At 75.4% G+C, this 16,862-nt stretch carries 16 protein-coding genes; all 16 read right to left on the bottom strand.

Going from position 1 to position 16,862, the window contains the following annotated elements; genetic code table 11:
• Positions 1-46: 46 nt before the first annotated feature.
• Genes ACFQZ6_RS00565 through ACFQZ6_RS00490 form a run of 16 tightly spaced genes read right to left on the bottom strand, consistent with a single transcriptional unit; the run spans position 47 to position 16,834 of the window.
• Positions 47-550: a flavin reductase family protein gene (locus ACFQZ6_RS00565; RefSeq protein ID WP_381604335.1), complete on the bottom strand. Its 504-nt coding sequence runs from the start codon at positions 548-550 to the stop codon at positions 47-49.
• A complete protein-coding gene (locus tag ACFQZ6_RS00560; RefSeq protein WP_381604334.1) occupies positions 547-1,527 on the bottom strand; it encodes a hypothetical protein in 981 nt (326 codons plus the stop codon). The genes ACFQZ6_RS00565 and ACFQZ6_RS00560 overlap by 4 nt, the downstream gene beginning before the upstream one ends.
• Positions 1,518-2,312, bottom strand: a complete 795-nt coding sequence (locus ACFQZ6_RS00555; protein ID WP_381604333.1) for a 4'-phosphopantetheinyl transferase family protein — start codon at positions 2,310-2,312, stop codon at positions 1,518-1,520. The genes ACFQZ6_RS00560 and ACFQZ6_RS00555 overlap by 10 nt, the downstream gene beginning before the upstream one ends.
• The gene (locus tag ACFQZ6_RS00550) at positions 2,300-3,424 is read right to left on the bottom strand and encodes an acyl-CoA dehydrogenase family protein (protein WP_381604332.1); all 1,125 of its coding nucleotides are present in this window, start codon (positions 3,422-3,424) and stop codon (positions 2,300-2,302) included. The genes ACFQZ6_RS00555 and ACFQZ6_RS00550 overlap by 13 nt, the downstream gene beginning before the upstream one ends.
• The gene (locus ACFQZ6_RS00545; protein ID WP_381604331.1) at positions 3,417-4,619 is read right to left on the bottom strand and encodes an acyl-CoA dehydrogenase family protein; all 1,203 of its coding nucleotides are present in this window, start codon (positions 4,617-4,619) and stop codon (positions 3,417-3,419) included. Before ACFQZ6_RS00545 ends, ACFQZ6_RS00550 begins: the two co-directional genes overlap by 8 nt.
• Positions 4,616-4,870 (bottom strand): acyl carrier protein, encoded by a 255-nt coding sequence (locus ACFQZ6_RS00540; protein WP_381604330.1) that lies wholly within the window; start codon positions 4,868-4,870, stop codon positions 4,616-4,618. The genes ACFQZ6_RS00545 and ACFQZ6_RS00540 overlap by 4 nt, the downstream gene beginning before the upstream one ends.
• On the bottom strand, positions 4,870-6,180 hold the full coding sequence (locus tag ACFQZ6_RS00535) for a type III PLP-dependent enzyme (RefSeq protein WP_381604329.1): 1,311 nt from the start codon (positions 6,178-6,180) through the stop codon (positions 4,870-4,872). Before ACFQZ6_RS00535 ends, ACFQZ6_RS00540 begins: the two co-directional genes overlap by 1 nt.
• Positions 6,170-7,699: a class I adenylate-forming enzyme family protein gene (locus ACFQZ6_RS00530; RefSeq protein ID WP_381604328.1), complete on the bottom strand. Its 1,530-nt coding sequence runs from the start codon at positions 7,697-7,699 to the stop codon at positions 6,170-6,172. The genes ACFQZ6_RS00535 and ACFQZ6_RS00530 overlap by 11 nt, the downstream gene beginning before the upstream one ends.
• Positions 7,699-8,916, bottom strand: a complete 1,218-nt coding sequence (locus ACFQZ6_RS00525; protein WP_381604327.1) for an acyl carrier protein — start codon at positions 8,914-8,916, stop codon at positions 7,699-7,701. Before ACFQZ6_RS00525 ends, ACFQZ6_RS00530 begins: the two co-directional genes overlap by 1 nt.
• On the bottom strand, positions 8,906-10,282 hold the full coding sequence (locus ACFQZ6_RS00520) for a TrpB-like pyridoxal phosphate-dependent enzyme (protein ID WP_381604326.1): 1,377 nt from the start codon (positions 10,280-10,282) through the stop codon (positions 8,906-8,908). Before ACFQZ6_RS00520 ends, ACFQZ6_RS00525 begins: the two co-directional genes overlap by 11 nt.
• Positions 10,279-10,557, bottom strand: a complete 279-nt coding sequence (locus ACFQZ6_RS00515; RefSeq protein ID WP_381604325.1) for an acyl carrier protein — start codon at positions 10,555-10,557, stop codon at positions 10,279-10,281. The genes ACFQZ6_RS00520 and ACFQZ6_RS00515 overlap by 4 nt, the downstream gene beginning before the upstream one ends.
• Positions 10,558-10,591: 34 nt before the next feature.
• Positions 10,592-11,893, bottom strand: a complete 1,302-nt coding sequence (locus ACFQZ6_RS00510) for a glutamate-5-semialdehyde dehydrogenase (RefSeq protein WP_381604324.1) — start codon at positions 11,891-11,893, stop codon at positions 10,592-10,594.
• 6 nt (positions 11,894-11,899) lie between these two features.
• Positions 11,900-12,643 carry an SDR family NAD(P)-dependent oxidoreductase gene (locus ACFQZ6_RS00505; protein ID WP_381604323.1) on the bottom strand — a complete coding sequence of 248 codons (744 nt, stop codon included), beginning with the start codon at positions 12,641-12,643 and terminating at the stop codon, positions 11,900-11,902.
• On the bottom strand, positions 12,640-13,431 hold the full coding sequence (locus ACFQZ6_RS00500; RefSeq protein ID WP_381604322.1) for an alpha/beta fold hydrolase: 792 nt from the start codon (positions 13,429-13,431) through the stop codon (positions 12,640-12,642). Before ACFQZ6_RS00500 ends, ACFQZ6_RS00505 begins: the two co-directional genes overlap by 4 nt.
• On the bottom strand, positions 13,428-16,583 hold the full coding sequence (locus ACFQZ6_RS00495) for a non-ribosomal peptide synthetase (protein ID WP_381604321.1): 3,156 nt from the start codon (positions 16,581-16,583) through the stop codon (positions 13,428-13,430). Before ACFQZ6_RS00495 ends, ACFQZ6_RS00500 begins: the two co-directional genes overlap by 4 nt.
• A complete protein-coding gene (locus ACFQZ6_RS00490; protein ID WP_381604320.1) occupies positions 16,580-16,834 on the bottom strand; it encodes a phosphopantetheine-binding protein in 255 nt (84 codons plus the stop codon). The genes ACFQZ6_RS00495 and ACFQZ6_RS00490 overlap by 4 nt, the downstream gene beginning before the upstream one ends.
• Positions 16,835-16,862: the final 28 nt, after the last annotated feature.

The following is a 16,862-nucleotide window of genomic DNA, read 5'->3' as shown; positions in this document are numbered from 1 at the left end:
GAGGGGTTCGTGCCTTCTCTGGGTGCGTGGGTGTGGTGGATCGGGGTCAGCCGCCCAGCGGGTGCTGGGCGCCCGCGTACAGGACCGTCGGGGGCTGGTCGTCGGAGTGGGTCCAGGTGACCGTGCCCGCGACCAGGACGTGGTCGTACATCGGCACGCAGTCGCTGACCTCGCACACCGCGCTGACCGACGCCGCCGTCAGCACCGGCACCCCGTGCTGCGACCGCCAGGCCACCCCGGCGAACCGCTGCGCCGCCGTGCCGGTGGCGAACTGCCGGACCAGGTGCCGGGCGGACCAGGGCAGGACGTTGACCGCGAAGGCGCCGCGCTCCAGGACCTGGTCCAGGGTGCGGCCGCGCCCGGCGAGGGAGACCAGCAGCGAAGGGGGGTCCAGGGACAGCGACATGACCGCGTTGACGGTGCAGCCGACGGGGCCGTCCGCGCCCTGGGTGGTGACGACGGCGACGCCCGTGGGCAGCCGGGCCATCGTGTGGCGGAAGACGTCGCCCGGCACCGTGGTCGGGGCGGGCAGGAGGCTTTCGGTGGTCATCGGGTCTCTCCTGGTTGGTTCGACCAGTCCTTCGGTGACAGGTCCGCGGCCAGGGCGGCCTGCGCCGTCAGGAGCTGGTCGATCGAGCGGTCCACCACGCCGGGGCGCGGACGGCCCCGCGCCGCCGAGCGTTCCGCGAACCGCAGCGTCTTGGGCAGTTCGCCCCACGCCACGGACGCCGCCGCGGCCCGCTCCGGGCTGAGCGCGCCCTCCGTGACCGCGTAGGCCAGCCGGTAGGTGTGGTGGCGGGCCGCGGCCCACAGGTCGTCGGCGTGCCGGGCGAGGGCGGCGGGTTCGGCGCGGAACGTCGCGGAGATCCGGGCCAGGGAGGGTTCCAGGTCCAGGCTCCAGACGCCGGGGCCCGGCGCGGAGGGACCGGTGGTGGCCGTCTGCCAGGCCAGCCACCTGTGGTGGTCCGCGGGCGGTACGGCGATCGTGCGGCCGAGGGCCAGTTCGTCGCGGCGGGTCACCTCGCGCGGGGGGCGGGGCGGCAGCGTCAGTGCGGTCCTGAGCTGGGCGTCGTCGACCCAGCCCAGCCACGGTTCCTGGTCGCCCAGCGGGGTCAGCGCCGTGAAGTGGTCGGCGAGCAGCCAGCGGCCGTCGCGGTGGTCGCCGACCAGCAGCCAGTGCGGGGCGTCCGACCGCCCGTGCCCCGGCGCCCACGGCAGGTGACGGGTGTTGCCCACGACCAGTACCCGCCCGTCGCGGCCCAGTTGGTCGAGGAGCGCCGCGCGGGCGGTCGGCCAGTCGGCCGCCGAACGGTAGGCCAGCTCCCGGCCGTCGTCGGTGGTGTCCACCCTGGGGTGGTGCGAGAAGGCGAGTTCGCCGGGGGGCAGGTCCAGGCGTACGGCGAGCCGGACGCCCCGGGCGAGGCGGAGCCGGACGTCGGGGACCTCCGGCATCAGGTACGCCAGCAGGTTGGTGGTGTAGCAGCTCAGCTCGGGCATCGCGGCCAGTTCGCCGTCGGTCAGGAACACGGTGTCTCCCAGGTGGCGTCGGAAGCGTCCTCGGGGGCGGAGAAGGCGCAGCTCAGGGGTGTGCGGGAAAGGGTGCGCAGGCTGGTCCACGCGTAGTCACGCCACCGTCCGCGCCGGGCGCCGGGCGGGACGTCGATCGTCCACGGGCGGTCGGACAGCCCGGTCCCGGCGGCCTTGACGCAGGACTCCTGCGCCGTCCAGACCCAGGCAAGTTCGGCCGCCCGGCGCGCCTCAGGGAGCGTCAGCACGGCGTCGGCGTGGGCGCCCAGGCAGCGGCGCAGCAGGGCGTCCGAGGGCCGTGCGGGCGGCAGTTGGACGTCGACGCCGACGCGGCGGCGCGGGGCGACGGCGGCGGCCACGGCGTCCCCGTCGTGGGAGACGCTGACGCCGGTCCCCGGGGCGCCCGCGAGCAGCGGCCTGCCGCGCTCCCCGGCGACCACCGGCTCCCCGGCCAGCTCGGGCACGGTGGCCCGCAGCAGGTGGCGCAGCAGGGCGCGCCCGGCGAGGAACTCCGCCGCCCGCCACTGCGGCAGGGCGGCGGCACGGGCGAGGTCGTCCGGGTGCGGCTCGGCACGCCGCCAGCGGTCGCGTGAGCCCTGGGCCACCCAGACGCCCGGCGCCACCTCCACGATCAGGGCGTCCCCCGCCACCCCGCCGCCCGCGTCCAGGGCGCCCCCGCTCCTTCGGGCGTTCCCGGCCAGGGCGCCGCCGGTCGTTCGGGCGCTCTCCGCCAGGGTGCCGCCGGTCCTCCGGGCGCTGCCCGGTCCCCTCGTCACGGTGTCCACGAGCCCAGCTCCGTCAGTAGCGCGTCCGCGTCGCCCGCGACCGCGTCCAGGACCAGTTCGGTGACGCCGCCGCCGATGCCGAACACCGCGGCCTCCGCGCGGGCGCGCTGCGCGCCGCCCCGGGCGAAGCCGTCCGCGCCCTGCAACTGGGCGCAGGTGGCCAGCACCGGGTCGGTGACCAGCCCGGCGGCGGACTTCAGCAGCGCCGCCGCGCCCAGGTCCCGCCCCACGGCGACCCGGGAGCCGAGGCTGTCGCACAGGGCGCGCAGCTCCCGCACCCGCACCAGGGCGGCGGCGTACCGCTGGCGCACGGCGGGGTGCTGCCACAGCGGTCGCCCGTCGACGGACCGGCGCTCCAGCCGCGCCTTGGTGTCGGCGAGGACCCGCGTCGTCAGCGCCACCGCCCACAGGGCGCCCGCGAGGCGCTCGGTGCCCATGTGCCGGGCGAAAGCCGCCATCCCGCGCCCGGCACGCCCGACGACGTGGTCGGGGGTCAGCCGTACGTCGGTGAGGTCGACGTGCCCGGTGGCGGCGCCGGTGAGCAGGTCGGTGTCGGCGGCGTGGACCCGTACGCCGGGAGCCGTGGCGGGCACCAGGACCCAGGTGAAGCTGGTGAAGTGGCGGCCGGGCCGGTGCCGGGCCAGGACCAGCAGCCAGTCCGCGGTGAGCGCGCTGGTGATCCACCGCTTGCCGCCGCTGACCCGCACCTCGTCCGGGCCGAGCGTCACCTCGGTGCCGAGCCCGGCGAGGTCGGAGCCCGCGGCGGCCCCGTCGGTGGCGGCCAGCGCCACCGTGGCCGCGCCGGAGCTGACCCGCTCCAGGGCCCGGCGTACGACACCGGAGGGCGGAGCCCCGTCCGCCAGCACCGGCAGGGCGCTGGCGGCCTGCACCAGCACGCTGAGCGTGACGCCGTTGTCGCCGCGGGCGTCCACGGCGCCGAGCAGCGCGGCGAGCCGGTCCGGCACCGGGACGAGCCCGTCGGGCCGCCGCTCGTAGAGGTGGTCCAGCACCCCGGAGGCGCCGAGGGCCGCCCACACCCGCGCCGCCGGGGCGTCCACCGGCACGTCGGCCAGGACGTCGGCCGCGGCGGGGGCCAGACGGAGGTCAGACAAGGCGCACCTCCGGGTCGAGCAGGGCCAGCTTGCCGTCGGCGAGGTGGAGCCGGTCGTTGCTGTAGTTCAGGGCCGCCGAACGCAGGTCGCGCAGGGCGTGTTCGAGGCGGGTGGGGGAGTCCTTGAGGTAGCCGTGCCGCATCCCCAGGGCGTCCACCAGGTCCTCGACGGCCCGCAGGCACTCCTCCGCCGCGGTGATCTTCAGCGCGTTCAGCAGGAGCTGCACCCGGGGCACACTGAGGTCGGGGGCACTCTCCACGGCCCGCAGGGTGTGGCGGAGCAGCGCGTGCACGGTGTCGATCCGCTGCCGGGCCCGGGACAGCCGGGTGAGCAGCAGCTCCGAGCCGAGGTCGACGCGGCCCCGGCCCTCCGGGCCGCGCAGCAGCCGCAGCACGCGGGAGAGCGCGCCCGCGGCGGTGCCGAGCCAGCTCGCCGACCAGCCCAGGTGCGCCATCGGCGCGAACACCGACGTCACGATGGACCGGAAGTCGCCGTGCGCGCCCACCACCTGGTGGGCCGGGACGGACCCGGTCAGCCGCAGCGCCACGCTGTGGCTGGCCCGCATCCCCAGCGGCTGCCAGTCGCCCGACCGCTCCACGGTGAGCTGGTCGCGGTGGGCGTAGACCAGGGAGACCGCGTTCGGGGAGTCGGCGTCCGGGCTGCGCATGGTGAGCAGGAAGCCGTCCGCGTACGCGCCGCCCGTGACGATCGGCGCGAACCGGTCGATGACCAACTCCCCGTCGCCCGTGGTGGCCAGCGCGGACCCGGCGGTCAGCAGGTGGCCGCCCTTGCCCGCCTCGGTGGTGACCGAGGCGAGGTAGATCCGGCCCGCCGCGACCTCGGGCAGCAGCTCGTCCCGCAGGCGCGGGCTGGCGTGCCGTACCAGCGCCGCGACCTGCTGGCAGTGCATGGCGAAGATCATCGCCACGGACATGTCGACCCGGCCGAGGGCGGTGCTCACCTCCACCATCGAGGCGGTGGTGCCGCCGAGGCCGCCGTACTCCACGGGCACCAGCAGGCCGAGCAGCCCGGTGCGGCGCAGCTCCGTCAGCGCCGCCACGGGGAACGCGGCGTCCCGGTCCGTGCGGGCCAGGTGCTCGGCGGCCACGGCGGCGACCCGCTCGGTGAGCCGGGCCAGTTCCACGCCGGTCGGCGGCGCGGTGACCGGTGCGGCGGTGAGGACGGGCGCGGTCATGCCGCCGTCACCCCCTGCGCGTCGAGCGCCGCGCTGACCACGGCCCACAGGCTGGCGGCGGTGGCGAAGGTGGCGTCGTTCATGTCGTCGTCGGGCAGCGTGACGCCGTAGGTGTCCTCGATCTCGAAGAGCAGCTCGATGGCCTGCATGGAGTCCAGGCCGAGCGCCCGCAGGGACGCGTCCGGGGTGATCTCGCGGTCGCCGAGGAACTTCAGGAACGGGGCGAGCAGTTCGAGGAAACGGGGGTCCATCACTTCACTCCAGGGTGGGAACCGGCCGGGTTCGCGGCCGGGACGGGGTTGCGGGTCAGGTCGAGCCGGGTGACGTCGAGGACCGCGCCGGGGCGGTCGCCGTCGATGACGGCCTCCGCGGGCAGCGGATGGCCGAGGAACGCGACGAGGCTGGCGGTGAGCCCGTAGGCGCCCACGTTGGGCACGGCCACCAGGTCGCCGGGGCGCAGCGCGGGCAGTTCGGCCGCCCGCGCCCAGGTGTCGAGCGGTGTGCACAGCGGGCCCGCGACCAGCGCGGTCAGCTCCGGCTCCGCATCGATCTGACGGTCAGGCGTCGGTACGAGACGGGGCGTCAGGGTCGGCAGCCGCCGCAGCCCGGACATGCCGCCGAGGTGGTTGATCCCGGACTCCAGCACGACGACGTCCCTGCCGTGCGACCGCTTCACGTCGAGTACGGCGGTCAGCAGCACGCCCGCGGCGCCCACCAGGTAGCGCCCGGACTCGAACACGACCTCGGTGCCGTCGGCGTGCCGGTGCGGCAGCGCCCGGTCGAGCAGCGCGGTGAGCCGGGGCCGCAGCCCGTCGAGGTCGACGCGCTCGCCCTCGGTGGCGAAGGGGGCGCCGAAGCCGCCGCCGAGGTCCAGCACCCGCACCCGCACGCCGTGCTCGGCGAGGGCCGCGGTCACCTTCCCCGCGGTCTCCAGGGAGCGGGCGAACTGCCCGGTCAGCGCCTCGACGTCGGTCAGGTTGGTGCCCATGTACAGGTGCAGGCCGACGACGTGCGCGTGCGGGCCGCCCGCGAACCGCTCCGGCTCGGCCAGTACCCATCCGGTGTCGGCGCCGAACTGCGAGGGCACCCCGGTCATCGCCAGCCCCTGACCGGGCACGGGCTGGTCGTCGTTGATCCGCAGCAGGCACCGCGCGACCACCCCCGACTCGGCGGCGACGCGCCCCAGTTGGCCGATGGCGTGCGGGGAGTCCACGGAGAACAGCCGCACCCCGAGCCGCAGCGCGTACCGCACCTCGGCGTCCCGCTTGCCGGGGCCGGTGTAGAGCACGTCGGCGGCGGGCCAGCCCGCGGCGAGCGCCGCGTCCAGCTCACCGGTGGAGCACACCTCCGGACGGGCCCCGCGTTCGCGCGACTCCTTCAGGACCAGCGGGTGCGCGTTGGCCTTGAGGGAGTAGTACAGCCCCGCGCCCGTGGGCAGCGCGGCGCGCAGCGCGTCGTGTCCGCGCCGCACCTCGGCCAGGTCGTACACGTACGCCGGGGTCGGCAGGTGCGGGAGCACGGCGGGCGGCACCAGCGGCGCCGGACGGACGCTACCGGGCACGGACACGGCTCTCCTCCTCACTGACGGGCCGCTCGGCCAGCGCGGCCAGCGCGGCGCGGTCGACCTTGCCGTTGCCGGTCAGCGGCAGCGCCTCGACGGCCAGGCAGCGGCGCGGGATCTTGAACTCCTCGATCTGCTCGCGCATCCCGCGCAGCACCTCGGCCGGGGACGCCGTACCGACGACGAACAGCCGGGCGGGCGTGGACCCCTGGGGCGGCAGTACCGCGGCGGCGCTGACGCCGGTCACCCGCCGGGCGGCGGCCTCGACCTCGGTGGCGCTGACCCGGAAGCCGTTCTCCTTGTAGATGTCGTCGCGGCGGCCGTCGAAGTAGAGGTAGCCGTCCTCGTCGACCCAGCCGTAGTCACCGGTGCGCAACCGCGGCAGCAGGCCCTCCTCCCGGGGGAAGCGCTGGGCGGTCAGCTCGGGACGCCGCCAGTAGCCCGCCATGACGTTCGGGCCGCGGACGACGATCTCCCCGATCTCGCCCGGGGGCAGCCGCCGTCCCTCCCCGTCCACCACGAACACCTCGGTGCCGGGCAGCGCCCGCCCGCTGGAACCGGGCCGCTCCAGGTCCCCGTCCGGCGGCATGATCGTGGCGCGCTTGCACTCGGTCAGCCCGAACATGAGCTGCACCCGCAGCCCCGGCAGCGCCGCGCGCAGTTCCCGCAGCGTCTCCGCGGGCATCGCCGCGCCGGTGCTGGTGAGCAGCCGCAGCGGTGGCCGCTGCCCGCCCGCCCGGCGCAGCAGCCGGGCCAGCGCCCCGGCGACCGAGGGCACGGCGGCCAGGACGGTGGCGCGGGCCCGCACCAGGTTGCCCAGCAGGGCCGGGCCGACCTCGGCGGGACGGCCGACCACCGCGTGCGCCCCGGCCAGCGCGGAGAGGAACAACTGGTAGAGGCCGTAGTCGAAGGAGAGCGGCAGCGGGCTGTAGACGACGTCGTCGGGGCGGTAGCCGAGCATCGACTGGATCGCCCCGGCGGCGAACATGAGCTGCTGGTGCGTGCTGACGACGGCCTTGGGCAGGGCGGTGGTGCCGGAGGTGTAGATCAGGCACACCGGGTCCACCGGCAGCGGGCCGGACGGCATGGTGGTGGGCGGGGGAGTGTCGGCGAAGGCGACCCCGGCCACCTCCGCGCTGTCGGCGGTCCGTATCCCGCGGCGGGCCGCGGCCTCCCGTGCGGCGGGCTCGTCGCTGACCAGCAGCGCGGGCTCGCAGTCGTCGAGGACGTGGTCGAGCTGGATGCCGTGCACCTGCTCGTGCAGCAGGGAGAAGGCGACCCCGGCCCGGGAGGCGGCGTACAGCAGGGCGGGCTGGGCGGTGGAACCGGGCGCGCAGATCACGAGCCGGTCACCGCGCCGCAGGCCCCGGGCCGCGAGCCAGGCGGTCAGGCGCCGGGAGGCGGCGTCGAGTTCGCGGTAGCTGAGCGTGTGCTCCGCGCTGGTCACGGCGGGCCGGTCGGGCCAGTGCGCGGCGGCCCGGTCGAGCAGGTGGTGCAGCAGACCGGTGTGGGCGGACATCAGATCTCTCCGGAACGAGGACGGGGGATGAGGGGACGGGGGTGGTCGGTGGGGCGGGCGCGCAGGGCCCGCCGGGCGATGCGGCAGATGCCGTCGACGTGGTGCAGGTTCTCCGGGACCAGGTCGTCCGCCGCGAACTCCAGCGCCAGCACGCCTTCGAGGCGCTCGACGATCTCCACCACGCGGAACGACGAGAACCCGGGTACGTCGGCCAGGGGCCGCCCGTCCGCCAGCACCGAGGGCTCGACCTGGAGCACCTCGGCGGCGGTCGCCACCACCTGGGCGCGCAGCGCGTCCGACGCGGCGACGGGACGCGGCTCGGTCGGCTGCGGTTCCGTCGGGGCGGGAGCGGTGCCGAACACCTCGTGGTCCCGGCGCAGCAGTTCCGTCAGCCGCGCGTACACCTCCGCCGCCTCGGCACGGCCCCGCCGCACCCGGCGGAACCCGAGGTAGACGGCCTCGGCCAGCGACTCCCACGCCCGTACGTGCGCCACGGCGCCGGTGTCGTCCGGGAGCGACCCCTCAAACTGGCGGAACCGCAGGTGCAGCGCGCGGGAGCGGGCCAGCAGCCAGGTCTCCAGGGTGAGCCGGTCCAGGGCGGCGACCCGGTCGGGGTGCTCGGCGTAGGCGGCGACGTACCCGCGTGCCGTCTGTCCGTCGGCCAGGTCGAGCCGGGCGCGGACGGGGGCGGGCGGCTCCCCGGCCGGGGCGAGCGTGGCGACCAGCGCCGGACCGGGCACGGCCGCCGCCAGCTCGGCGCGGCTGAGGCGGCGCCGCAGGGGACGGGCGCTGCCCCAGGGGGTCTCGTTGTGGTAGGCGTCGACCACCAAGATGCTGCCGTCGTCGGTCTCCACCGTTTCGGCGAGGAAGCTGTGCTCCATGTGCCGCCGCCCGTGGTACGGCACCCACGGCAGGTCGAAGGCGTCGGCCACGACGTACCGGCCCGGGGCCGGGCGGACGGACTCGCCCGGCCGGGTCGTACGCCACTCCAGGACCGCCAGTCCCAACGCTGCGGCCGAGTCGAGGAGTTCCTCGCGCGCGGGCCGCTCCACCGTGGGCAGCCCCCCGGGACCGTCCTCGGGCCGGAACCGCAGGACGGCGCCCAGGCGCAGATGGGTGCCCGCGCCGTACCAGCGGTCGGCCAGGACGGCCAGGTTGACCTGCACGCAGTCGAACAGCCGGGCGTCCACGGTGTCGAGGGCGCTGTCAGCGCTCATGACCGGCCCCCGCTCCCACGGGCTGCTGCCCGACACCCGGCAGGTCGGCGACGGCCCGCCGCAGCGCGCCCTCGTCCGGACCGTCCTCGGTCAACTCGCCGTCCATGAGCTGCTGGTAGGCGCCGAGGTCGAGATAGCCGTGGCCGCTGACGCAGACCAGGACGCCCTGTTGGGCGCGCGCGTGCCCGGTGGTGCTCTCGGTGCCCGCACCGGCGAGCCGCGCCGCGGCGGCCAGCGCGTGCCCCGACTCCGGCGCGGGCAGCACCATCTCGGCCCTAGTGAACCGGCGGCCCGCCTCCAGCGCCTCCACCTGGCCGACCGCGGTGGCCGTGATCTGGTCGCGGTGGCGCATCGCGGACAGCACCTTGGCGGCGCCGTGGAAGCGCAGCCCCGCCGCGTGCGAGTCGGGGATCGGGTAGGAGCTGCCGATGGTGTACATCGCCTCCAGCGGCCCGGTGCCGGTGGCGTCCGTACGGTCGTACGCGTACGTGCCCCGGGTCAGCTTGGGCGTGGTGCTGGACTCGGCGGCCACCAGCAGCGGCGGCCGGGTGCCCGTGGCGGCGGCCTCGGCGAAGAACGGCAGCGCGATCCCGCCGAAGTTGGAGCCCGCGCCGACACAGCCCACGACGGCGTCGACCCCGGCGCCGAGGGCGGCGAGCTGGTCACCCGCCTCCAGCCCGATCACGGACTGGTGCAGGATGCTGTACGTCTCCCCGCTGCCGATGCAGAACGCCGCGCCCTCGGTACGGGCGGCGTACTCCACCGCCTCCCCGATCGCCAGCGACAGGCTGTTCACCCCGGCCTCGCTCTGCCGGGCCACCTCCGTCAGACCGCTGGGGCTGGCGTGCACGGTGGCGCCGAGGGTGCGCATCAGCGTGCCCCGGTACGGCTTGCGGCGCAGGCTGGTGCCGACCATGAAGACGGTGCACCTGATGCCGAACATCGCGCAGGCGGCGGCCAGGGCGGTGCCCCACTGCCCGGCGCCGGTGCCGGTGACCAGTTCACGGACCCCGGCCCGCGCGTAGTAGTACGCCTGGGCGAGCGCGGTGTTCAGCTTGTGGCTGCCGGAGATGTTGCCGCCCTCGTACTTGACGTAGATCGGCACCCGGGCGCCGACCGCGCGCTCGAAGGCGGTGGCCCGCCACAGCGGGGTGGGCCGGAACGCCCGGTAGGCGTCGACGACCTCGGCCGGGATGTCCCAGTACTCCTGGCGGCGCACGCTCTGCCGGACCAGCTCCATCGGCAGGTTGACCTGGACGCCCTGGCCGCCGCCCGGGGCGACGGGCGGGGTACGGTCCGCGGGAAGCTGCTCCTCCAGGTGCGGCAGGACGCCGCGCCACCTGGTGGGCAGGTCGACGCCGGTCATCGCAGCGGCTCCGCTCCGAGCAGGACGACCTCGATCAGGTCGTGCACGGTCTTGAAGGCGCGACCCACGAACAGGTCGTCCGGGAGGACCACGTCGAGTTCGTCCTCCAGACGCACCAACATGCCCACGAAACCGAGGGAGTTGACGTTGAGGACGTCGCCGTTGAGGGGCTCGTCGTCGGGGATGTCGGCGGGGCGCAGCGGCAGCCGGGACTCGGCGATGACCACGCGCTTCACGGACTCGGCGACCGCGTCACGGTCCAGTCCGGTGATCATGGTTGCTCCAAGGGGTGTGGTGGTGGGAGAGGGGTCAGAAACGGGAGGCCGCGTCCGGGCCGCCGCGCAGGGTGCCGTCGGCCCGCACGACCACGCTGTGGGTGAGCAGGGAGCCGAGCGTGACCGGGCCGCGGACGTGCATCCGGCCGGTGCTGATGGACAGTTCGGAGCCGAGCTGGAGGGTGGGGCCGTCGTGCAGCCGCAGCGAGCCGTTGACGACGAGCGCGGCGGCGTCGGCGCGCCGGGTGAACTCCTCGGCCACGGCGGCGTCGGTGGCGATGACGCCCTCGGTGTGGCCGGAGCCGTACCGGCGGACGTGCGCCAGGGCCTCGTCGAGGCCCGCCACCGGGTACACGCCGATCGTGGCGTCCAGGAACTCCCGCCCCAGGTCGTGCTCCCGCAGTTCGGAGAGCCGCCAGGGCCGCCCCTCCGAGTCCTCGGCGGCAGGACGCGGCGCGGGTATCCGCGGGTCCAGCCGCAGGGTCACCCGCCGGTCGCCGCGCTCCGCGGCCCGCAGCAGCGCCGCCACGAAGTCCGCGGCGACCTCGCGGTCCACCAGCGTCATCTCGGCGGTGTTGCAGGCGGTCGGCTCCGGCAGCTTGCTGTCCAGGGCTGCCTCGGCGGCCAGGTCCAGGTCGGCGCTGCGGTGCACGTACAGGTGGTTCACGCCGCCGCCGCTGGCGATCACCGGGATCGAGGACGCGGACCGGCAGTAGTCGATCAGCGAGGGGCTGCCGCGCGGGATCAGCACGTCGATCGCGTCGGGCCGCTTGAGCAGCGCCCGCAGCCGCGCTCGGTCGGGGTCGTCGAGGACGGTGACCAGTCCGGTGGGCAGGTGGGCGGCCTGCAGGGCCTTGTGGGCCACGGCGGCCAGCACCTCGTTGGTGCGGGCTATCTCCTTGCCGCCGCGCAGCAGCACGGCGTTGCCGACCGCGACGGGCAGCAGGGCGCCCTCCACGGTGACGGTGGGGCGGGCCTCGTACACCATGAACACCACGCCGAGCGGCTTGGGCACGCGCAGGCGCACCCCCCAGTCACCGACCGGGACCCCGGCCCCGGGCGCGGTGACGTCGGTGAGTTCGGCGCGGACCGTCTCGGTGAGCCGCCGCAACCCGTCGAGGTGGTCGTCGGTCAGCCGCAGCCGGTCCAGGAGTACGGGGGACAGTCCGCGTTCCTCGGCGCGGGCGACGTCCTCGGCGTTGGCCGCGAGGACGGCGGGCCAGTGCTCGGTGAGCGTCTCGGCCAGGGCGGCGCAGTAGCGGTCGTAGGCGGGGTCGCCGGGGGGCGGCGCGGCCTCGGCGGCGGCGCGGGCGGTGGTGAGCTGTGCGTCGGTCATGGTCTCCTACCACATGAACTGGCCGCCGTCGACGATCAGCTTCTGGCCGGTGACATAGCCGCCGAGCGGGCCCACCAGGTACTCCAGGGCGTCGGCGATGTCGTCGGGGGAGGCGATGCGTCGTTGCGGGATCTCGGACAGCACGGCGGCGCGGTGCTGGGGGTCGTCGAGGCGGAACCGGGTGATCAGTTCCTCGGTCTCGGTCATGCCGGGGATCAGGCAGTTGACCCGGATGCGGGGGGCCAGCTCCAGCGCCAGGCACTTGGTGAGCTGGAGCAGTCCGGCCTTCGCGGCGGCGTAGTTGGCGCCGTTGGCGCGGGGCCGGATGCCGGTGGTGGCGCCGACGTTGACGACGGTGCCGCCGTCGGCGGCGAGCATGGCCGGGGCGAGGGCCTGGGTGAGGTGGAACGGGCCGGACAGGTTGGTGTCGAGCACGCGCTGCCAGTCCGCGGGGGTGAGTTCGAGGAACGGCCGGTCGATGTTGATCCCGGCGTTGTTCACCAGGACGCTCGGGGTGCCGTACTCGGCGAGGATGTGCCGGGCCGCCTCCCGCACGGAGTCGCTGTCCGCGACATCGGCCCGCAGCACGTGCAGGCCGTGGGCGTCGGCGGCGGCCTGTGCCGCGTCCTTGTCGGAGTGGTAGAGGGCGACGGTGCGGTGCCCGAGGCGGACCAGCCGCCGGGACAGGGCGAGCCCGATGCCGCGGGTGCCGCCGGTGACCACGGCGAGCGGGCGGGGATCGGTCGTCATCGTGCGTTCTCCTGGGGGACGGCTGTGGAAGGGGTGAGGCGGGCCAGGAACTCGTCCAGGTGCCCGAGCAGGTGGGGCTGGTGCGCGGGCTGGAAGACGTCGAAGTGCCCGCAGGGCAGCTCGCGCACGGTCAGCCAGTCGGCCAGCCGCCGCCAGTCGTCGACCTGCTCGGCGCGGCGCGGGCTGGCGCAGCTCATCAGCAGCGCCGGACCGGTGTGCCGCGCGGTGACGGCGTAGTCGGTGCACGCGGTGAGGTGCGCGAGGGCGGTGGCGCGGGCACGGTCGGCGTCGGTGTCAGGTTCGCGGGGAGCACCTGGCTCACCGGGATCACCGAGGGAGCGTTCCACCGCCGCCAACAGGTCCTCCCCCACCGAGTCCTCGGCGGTCTGCCGCTCGGCGAAGCTGTCGATGAGGACGACGGCGGGCGCCGGACCGTCCACGGCGAGCCGCGTCGCCAGCTCCCAGGCGAGCACCCCGCCCAGCGACCAGCCGACGAGCAGCTTCGGCCGGTGGGTGAGGCCGCGGGCCAGCCCGAGGTAGCGGCGGACCATCTCCGGGATGCTGTCGTCCGGCCGCTCCCCGGCGAGCAGTCCGTCGGCGCGGACGGCGTGCACGGACCCGTGCCGGGCGAGCCGACCGGCGACCCCGAGGTACTGGGAGATCCCGCCCCCGGCCGGGTGGATGAGCAGGCTGTCCAGCGGCCCGGACCGCCGTGCCAGCGGCACCAGCAGCCGTGCGTCGCGGGTGGACGCGTCCACCACGCCTCCCGTACGGGCCGTGGTCATCATGACCCCTCCCGGACCTGGCCGTCGATCCACGCCGCCTGCGCGCGCAGGGTGGGTTCGCGGAAGAAGTCGAGGATCGGGATCTGCACGCCGTGGGCCTCCTCGATGGCGGCCCGCGCGGTCAGCACGTTCAGCGAGTGCGCCCCGTACTCGAACAGCGAGCGGTCGACGGGGAGTCCGGTACGGCCGAGCAGTCCCGACCACAGCTCCTGGAGCCAGGCCAGCAGCGGGTCGTCGGCCACGGTGACCGCGGCGGCGGCGGAGGCGTCCTCCTCACGGACGGCGCGCTCGGCCTCCGCCAGCAGGGCCGTACGGTCCACCTTGCCGTTGCGGGTGGTGGGCACGGCGGCGACGGGGAGGACCCGCGCGGGCACCATGTACCCCGGTACGGCACCGGCCACATGACGGCGTATCTCGTCGGGCGTCGCGGCAGAGCCGTCCTCCGGTACGACGAACAGCTGCAGGTGCCGGTCCTCGCCGCCCGTGCCGTGGACGGCGGCCACCGCGAGCCGCACCCCGGGGTGGGAGGCGGCGGCGGTCTCCAGCTCGCCCAGCTCGACCCGGTGGCCGCGGATCTTCACCTGGTCGTCGTCGCGGCCGAGGAAGACGAGGACGCCGTGCTCGTCCCGGACGACCTGGTCACCGGTGCGGTACATGCGGGCGGTGCCGGGCCGGTCGGCGCGCGGGTCGGGCAGGAACCGCTCCCGGGTGCGCTCGGCGTCGTTGACGTACCCGTGCGCCGGGCAGTCGCCGCCGAGGTACAGCTCGCCGGGCACGCCGGGCGGGGCGAGGTGGCCCGTGCCGTCCAGCACGTAGGCGCTGACGTGGGTGATCGGGCGGCCGATCGGCACGTGTGTCGGCCACGCCTTGGGGTCGGACTCCAGCCGGTGGGTGGTGACGGCGTGGGTCTCGGTGGGGCCGTAGAGGTTGACCAGGCGCAGGTGCGGCCGGTCGGCGAAGAAGCCCCGGACGCCGTCGTCGAGGAGGAGCTGCTCCCCGGAGACGCACACGTAGCGCAGGTCGGGCAGCGCGTCGCCCAGGTCCTGGGCGGCGCGGGTGAAGGGGCGCAGGGCGGCGACCGGCAGGTAGACGTGGGAGACGCGCCGCTCGCGTACCCGGGCGAGCACCGCGGGCAGGTCCCTGCGGTCGGCCGGGTCGCGGGAGACCAGGGTGCCGCCCGCGATCAGGGTGGGCAGGATCTCCTGGAAGGAGACGTCGAAGCCGAGGGGCGCGTACTGGAGGAAGCGGGTGTCCTCGTCCATGGCGAGGGCGTCGAGCTGCCAGGCGGTGAGGTTCACCAGCGGGCCGTTGCCCATCAGCACGCCCTTGGGGCGGCCGGTGGAGCCGGAGGTGAACATGATGTACACCGGGTCGTCGAGGTCGGCCGCGGTGTCCGGCGCCTCCGTGCCCTCCGCGGCCAGCAGCTCCGCGGGGGACACGGTGTCGACGGCGTCCAGACCGGGACCGTCCTCGCCGACGACGAGACGGCACCCGGCGCGCTCCACCATGTACGCGAGCCGCTCGCCGGGCAGGCTCAGGTCCAGCGGCAGGAACACCGCGCGCCGCTCCAGCGTGGCGAGGACGGTCACCACCGTGTCCACCAGCGTCGTCGTGGTGAGGCCGACGACGGTGCCCGGACCCGTACCGCGCCGGGCCAGCCCGGCCGCCGCCGCGCGGACCAGGGCGTCCAGTTCGCGGTAGGTCACCCGGCGCCCGTCCTCCTCGACGGCGGTCGCGTCGGGCCGCCGGGCCAGTGCGGCGCGCACCCAGGGGCGCAGCTCGGTGTGGGGCGCGGGGCGGCCGTAGCCGTCGTCCGCGCGGGACTCGGGGAGGGAGGCGTCCTCGAAGAGTTCCGCGAGGGGCGTGCCGGGCCGCTCCGTGACCCGGGCCAGCAGATCGGTCAGCGAGTCGGCCAGCGCGGACACGAAGGGCTCAGGCAGCAGTTCGCGGTCGTGCTCCAGCTCCAGGAGCCAGCCGTCGGGGCCCGGGGTGACACCGAGCCAGAGGTCGAACTTGGCGGTGCCGTTGCCGTGTTCGCGGACCGCGCGCACGACGGCGTCGGGGCCGTCTTCCACGTCGGTGCCGTCCTGCATGGCGAGCATGGCGGAGAAGACGGGGTTGCGGTCGGTGGTGCGGTCCGGCTGGACGTGGCGCACGACGCGGTCGAAGGAGACCGCCGCCTGGCCGCGCACCCGGTCCGCCTCGGCCCGTACGGTCTCCCGCACGAAGGCGTCGAAGCCCTGCTCCCAGCGGACGTCCACGACCAGCGGCAGCGTGTTGACGAAGAAGCCGCACAGGTCGAACGAGCCCAGGGTGCGGCGGGCCATCACCGGACTGCCGAAGACCACCGGCGTGTTCCCCGAGTGCCGGGCCAGGACGGCCGCGTAGGCGGCGGAGAAGAGGACGAACGGGCTGACCCCGAGGTCCGCGCCGAGCCGGTCGAGGGCCTTCGACAGCTCGGGGGAGAGCGGGAACGCGCGGCGGTCGCCGGTGAAGGCGGTGCCGGTGGGGCGGCCGGGGCGGGGCGCGAGGACGGTGGCGGGCACCGCGCGCAGCCGCTCGGCCAGTTCGACCGCCGCCCGCTCGGCGGACGCGTCGTCGGTGGCGGCGCTCTGCGCCTCCAGCTCGCGGCGCAGCGCCCGCTCCCGGGCGACGCGCACGGTGGCCACGTCGAGGGTGCCGCGCACGGCCGACCTCAGGTCGCGGACGAACTGGCGCAGGGAGAAGCCGTCGAAGACCAGGTGGTGGACGACGAGCAGCAGCGTCGCGCGGGTGTCGTCGGCGGCGCGCAGGTGCACGGCCCGCAGCAGCGGCGCCCGCGTCAGGTCGAACGCGGTGGCGCCCAGTTCGGCCAGGACGCTGGCCCGCCGCGCCTCGAACTCCGCGGCGTCCGCGGTGACCCCGCGCAGCGGCGCCCCGCCCGCTGGGTCGGTGAGGACGGCGTGCGGGGCGGGCCGTTCGCGTACGGCGGTCCGCAGCGCGGGCTGCACGGACAGCACCTCGGTGAGGGCGCGGTCGAGGTCCGCCTCGCCGAGCCGCGGGTCCAGCTCCAGCTCGGCGACGACGTTGTAGAGGTGCGGCACGTCGACGGTGCGGTGCACCATGAGCAGGCCCTGCTGGGCGGCGGTCAGCGGCAGCGGCGGTACGGCGCTCATCGCACGCCCTCCGCGGGGGTGAGCAGCCCGCGCAGCCACTGCCGCAGGTCGGCGACGGTCCGGGCGGTGGCCAGTCCGGTCGGGTCGATCTCCTGGTCCGGGTCGGGGACCAGCTCACCGGCGATGCGCAGGACGGACAGGGAGTCCAGCCCGACCTCGGCCAGCAGGGAGGAATCCTCGAAATTCCTGCGGACATGCCTGCGGATAACCGAATCTATTTCTCCGCCGGTCATGTCGTCCTTACGGATCATTACTCAGTCTCCTCGGAAAGCGGTCGCT

Origin of the sequence: Streptomyces flavalbus (assembly GCF_042674625.1) — a bacterium.
GTDB lineage: Bacteria > Actinomycetota > Actinomycetes > Streptomycetales > Streptomycetaceae > Streptomyces > Streptomyces flavalbus.
The sequence above is the reverse complement of the archived record's forward strand: the minus strand, read 5'-3'. Positions and strand labels throughout refer to the sequence as shown.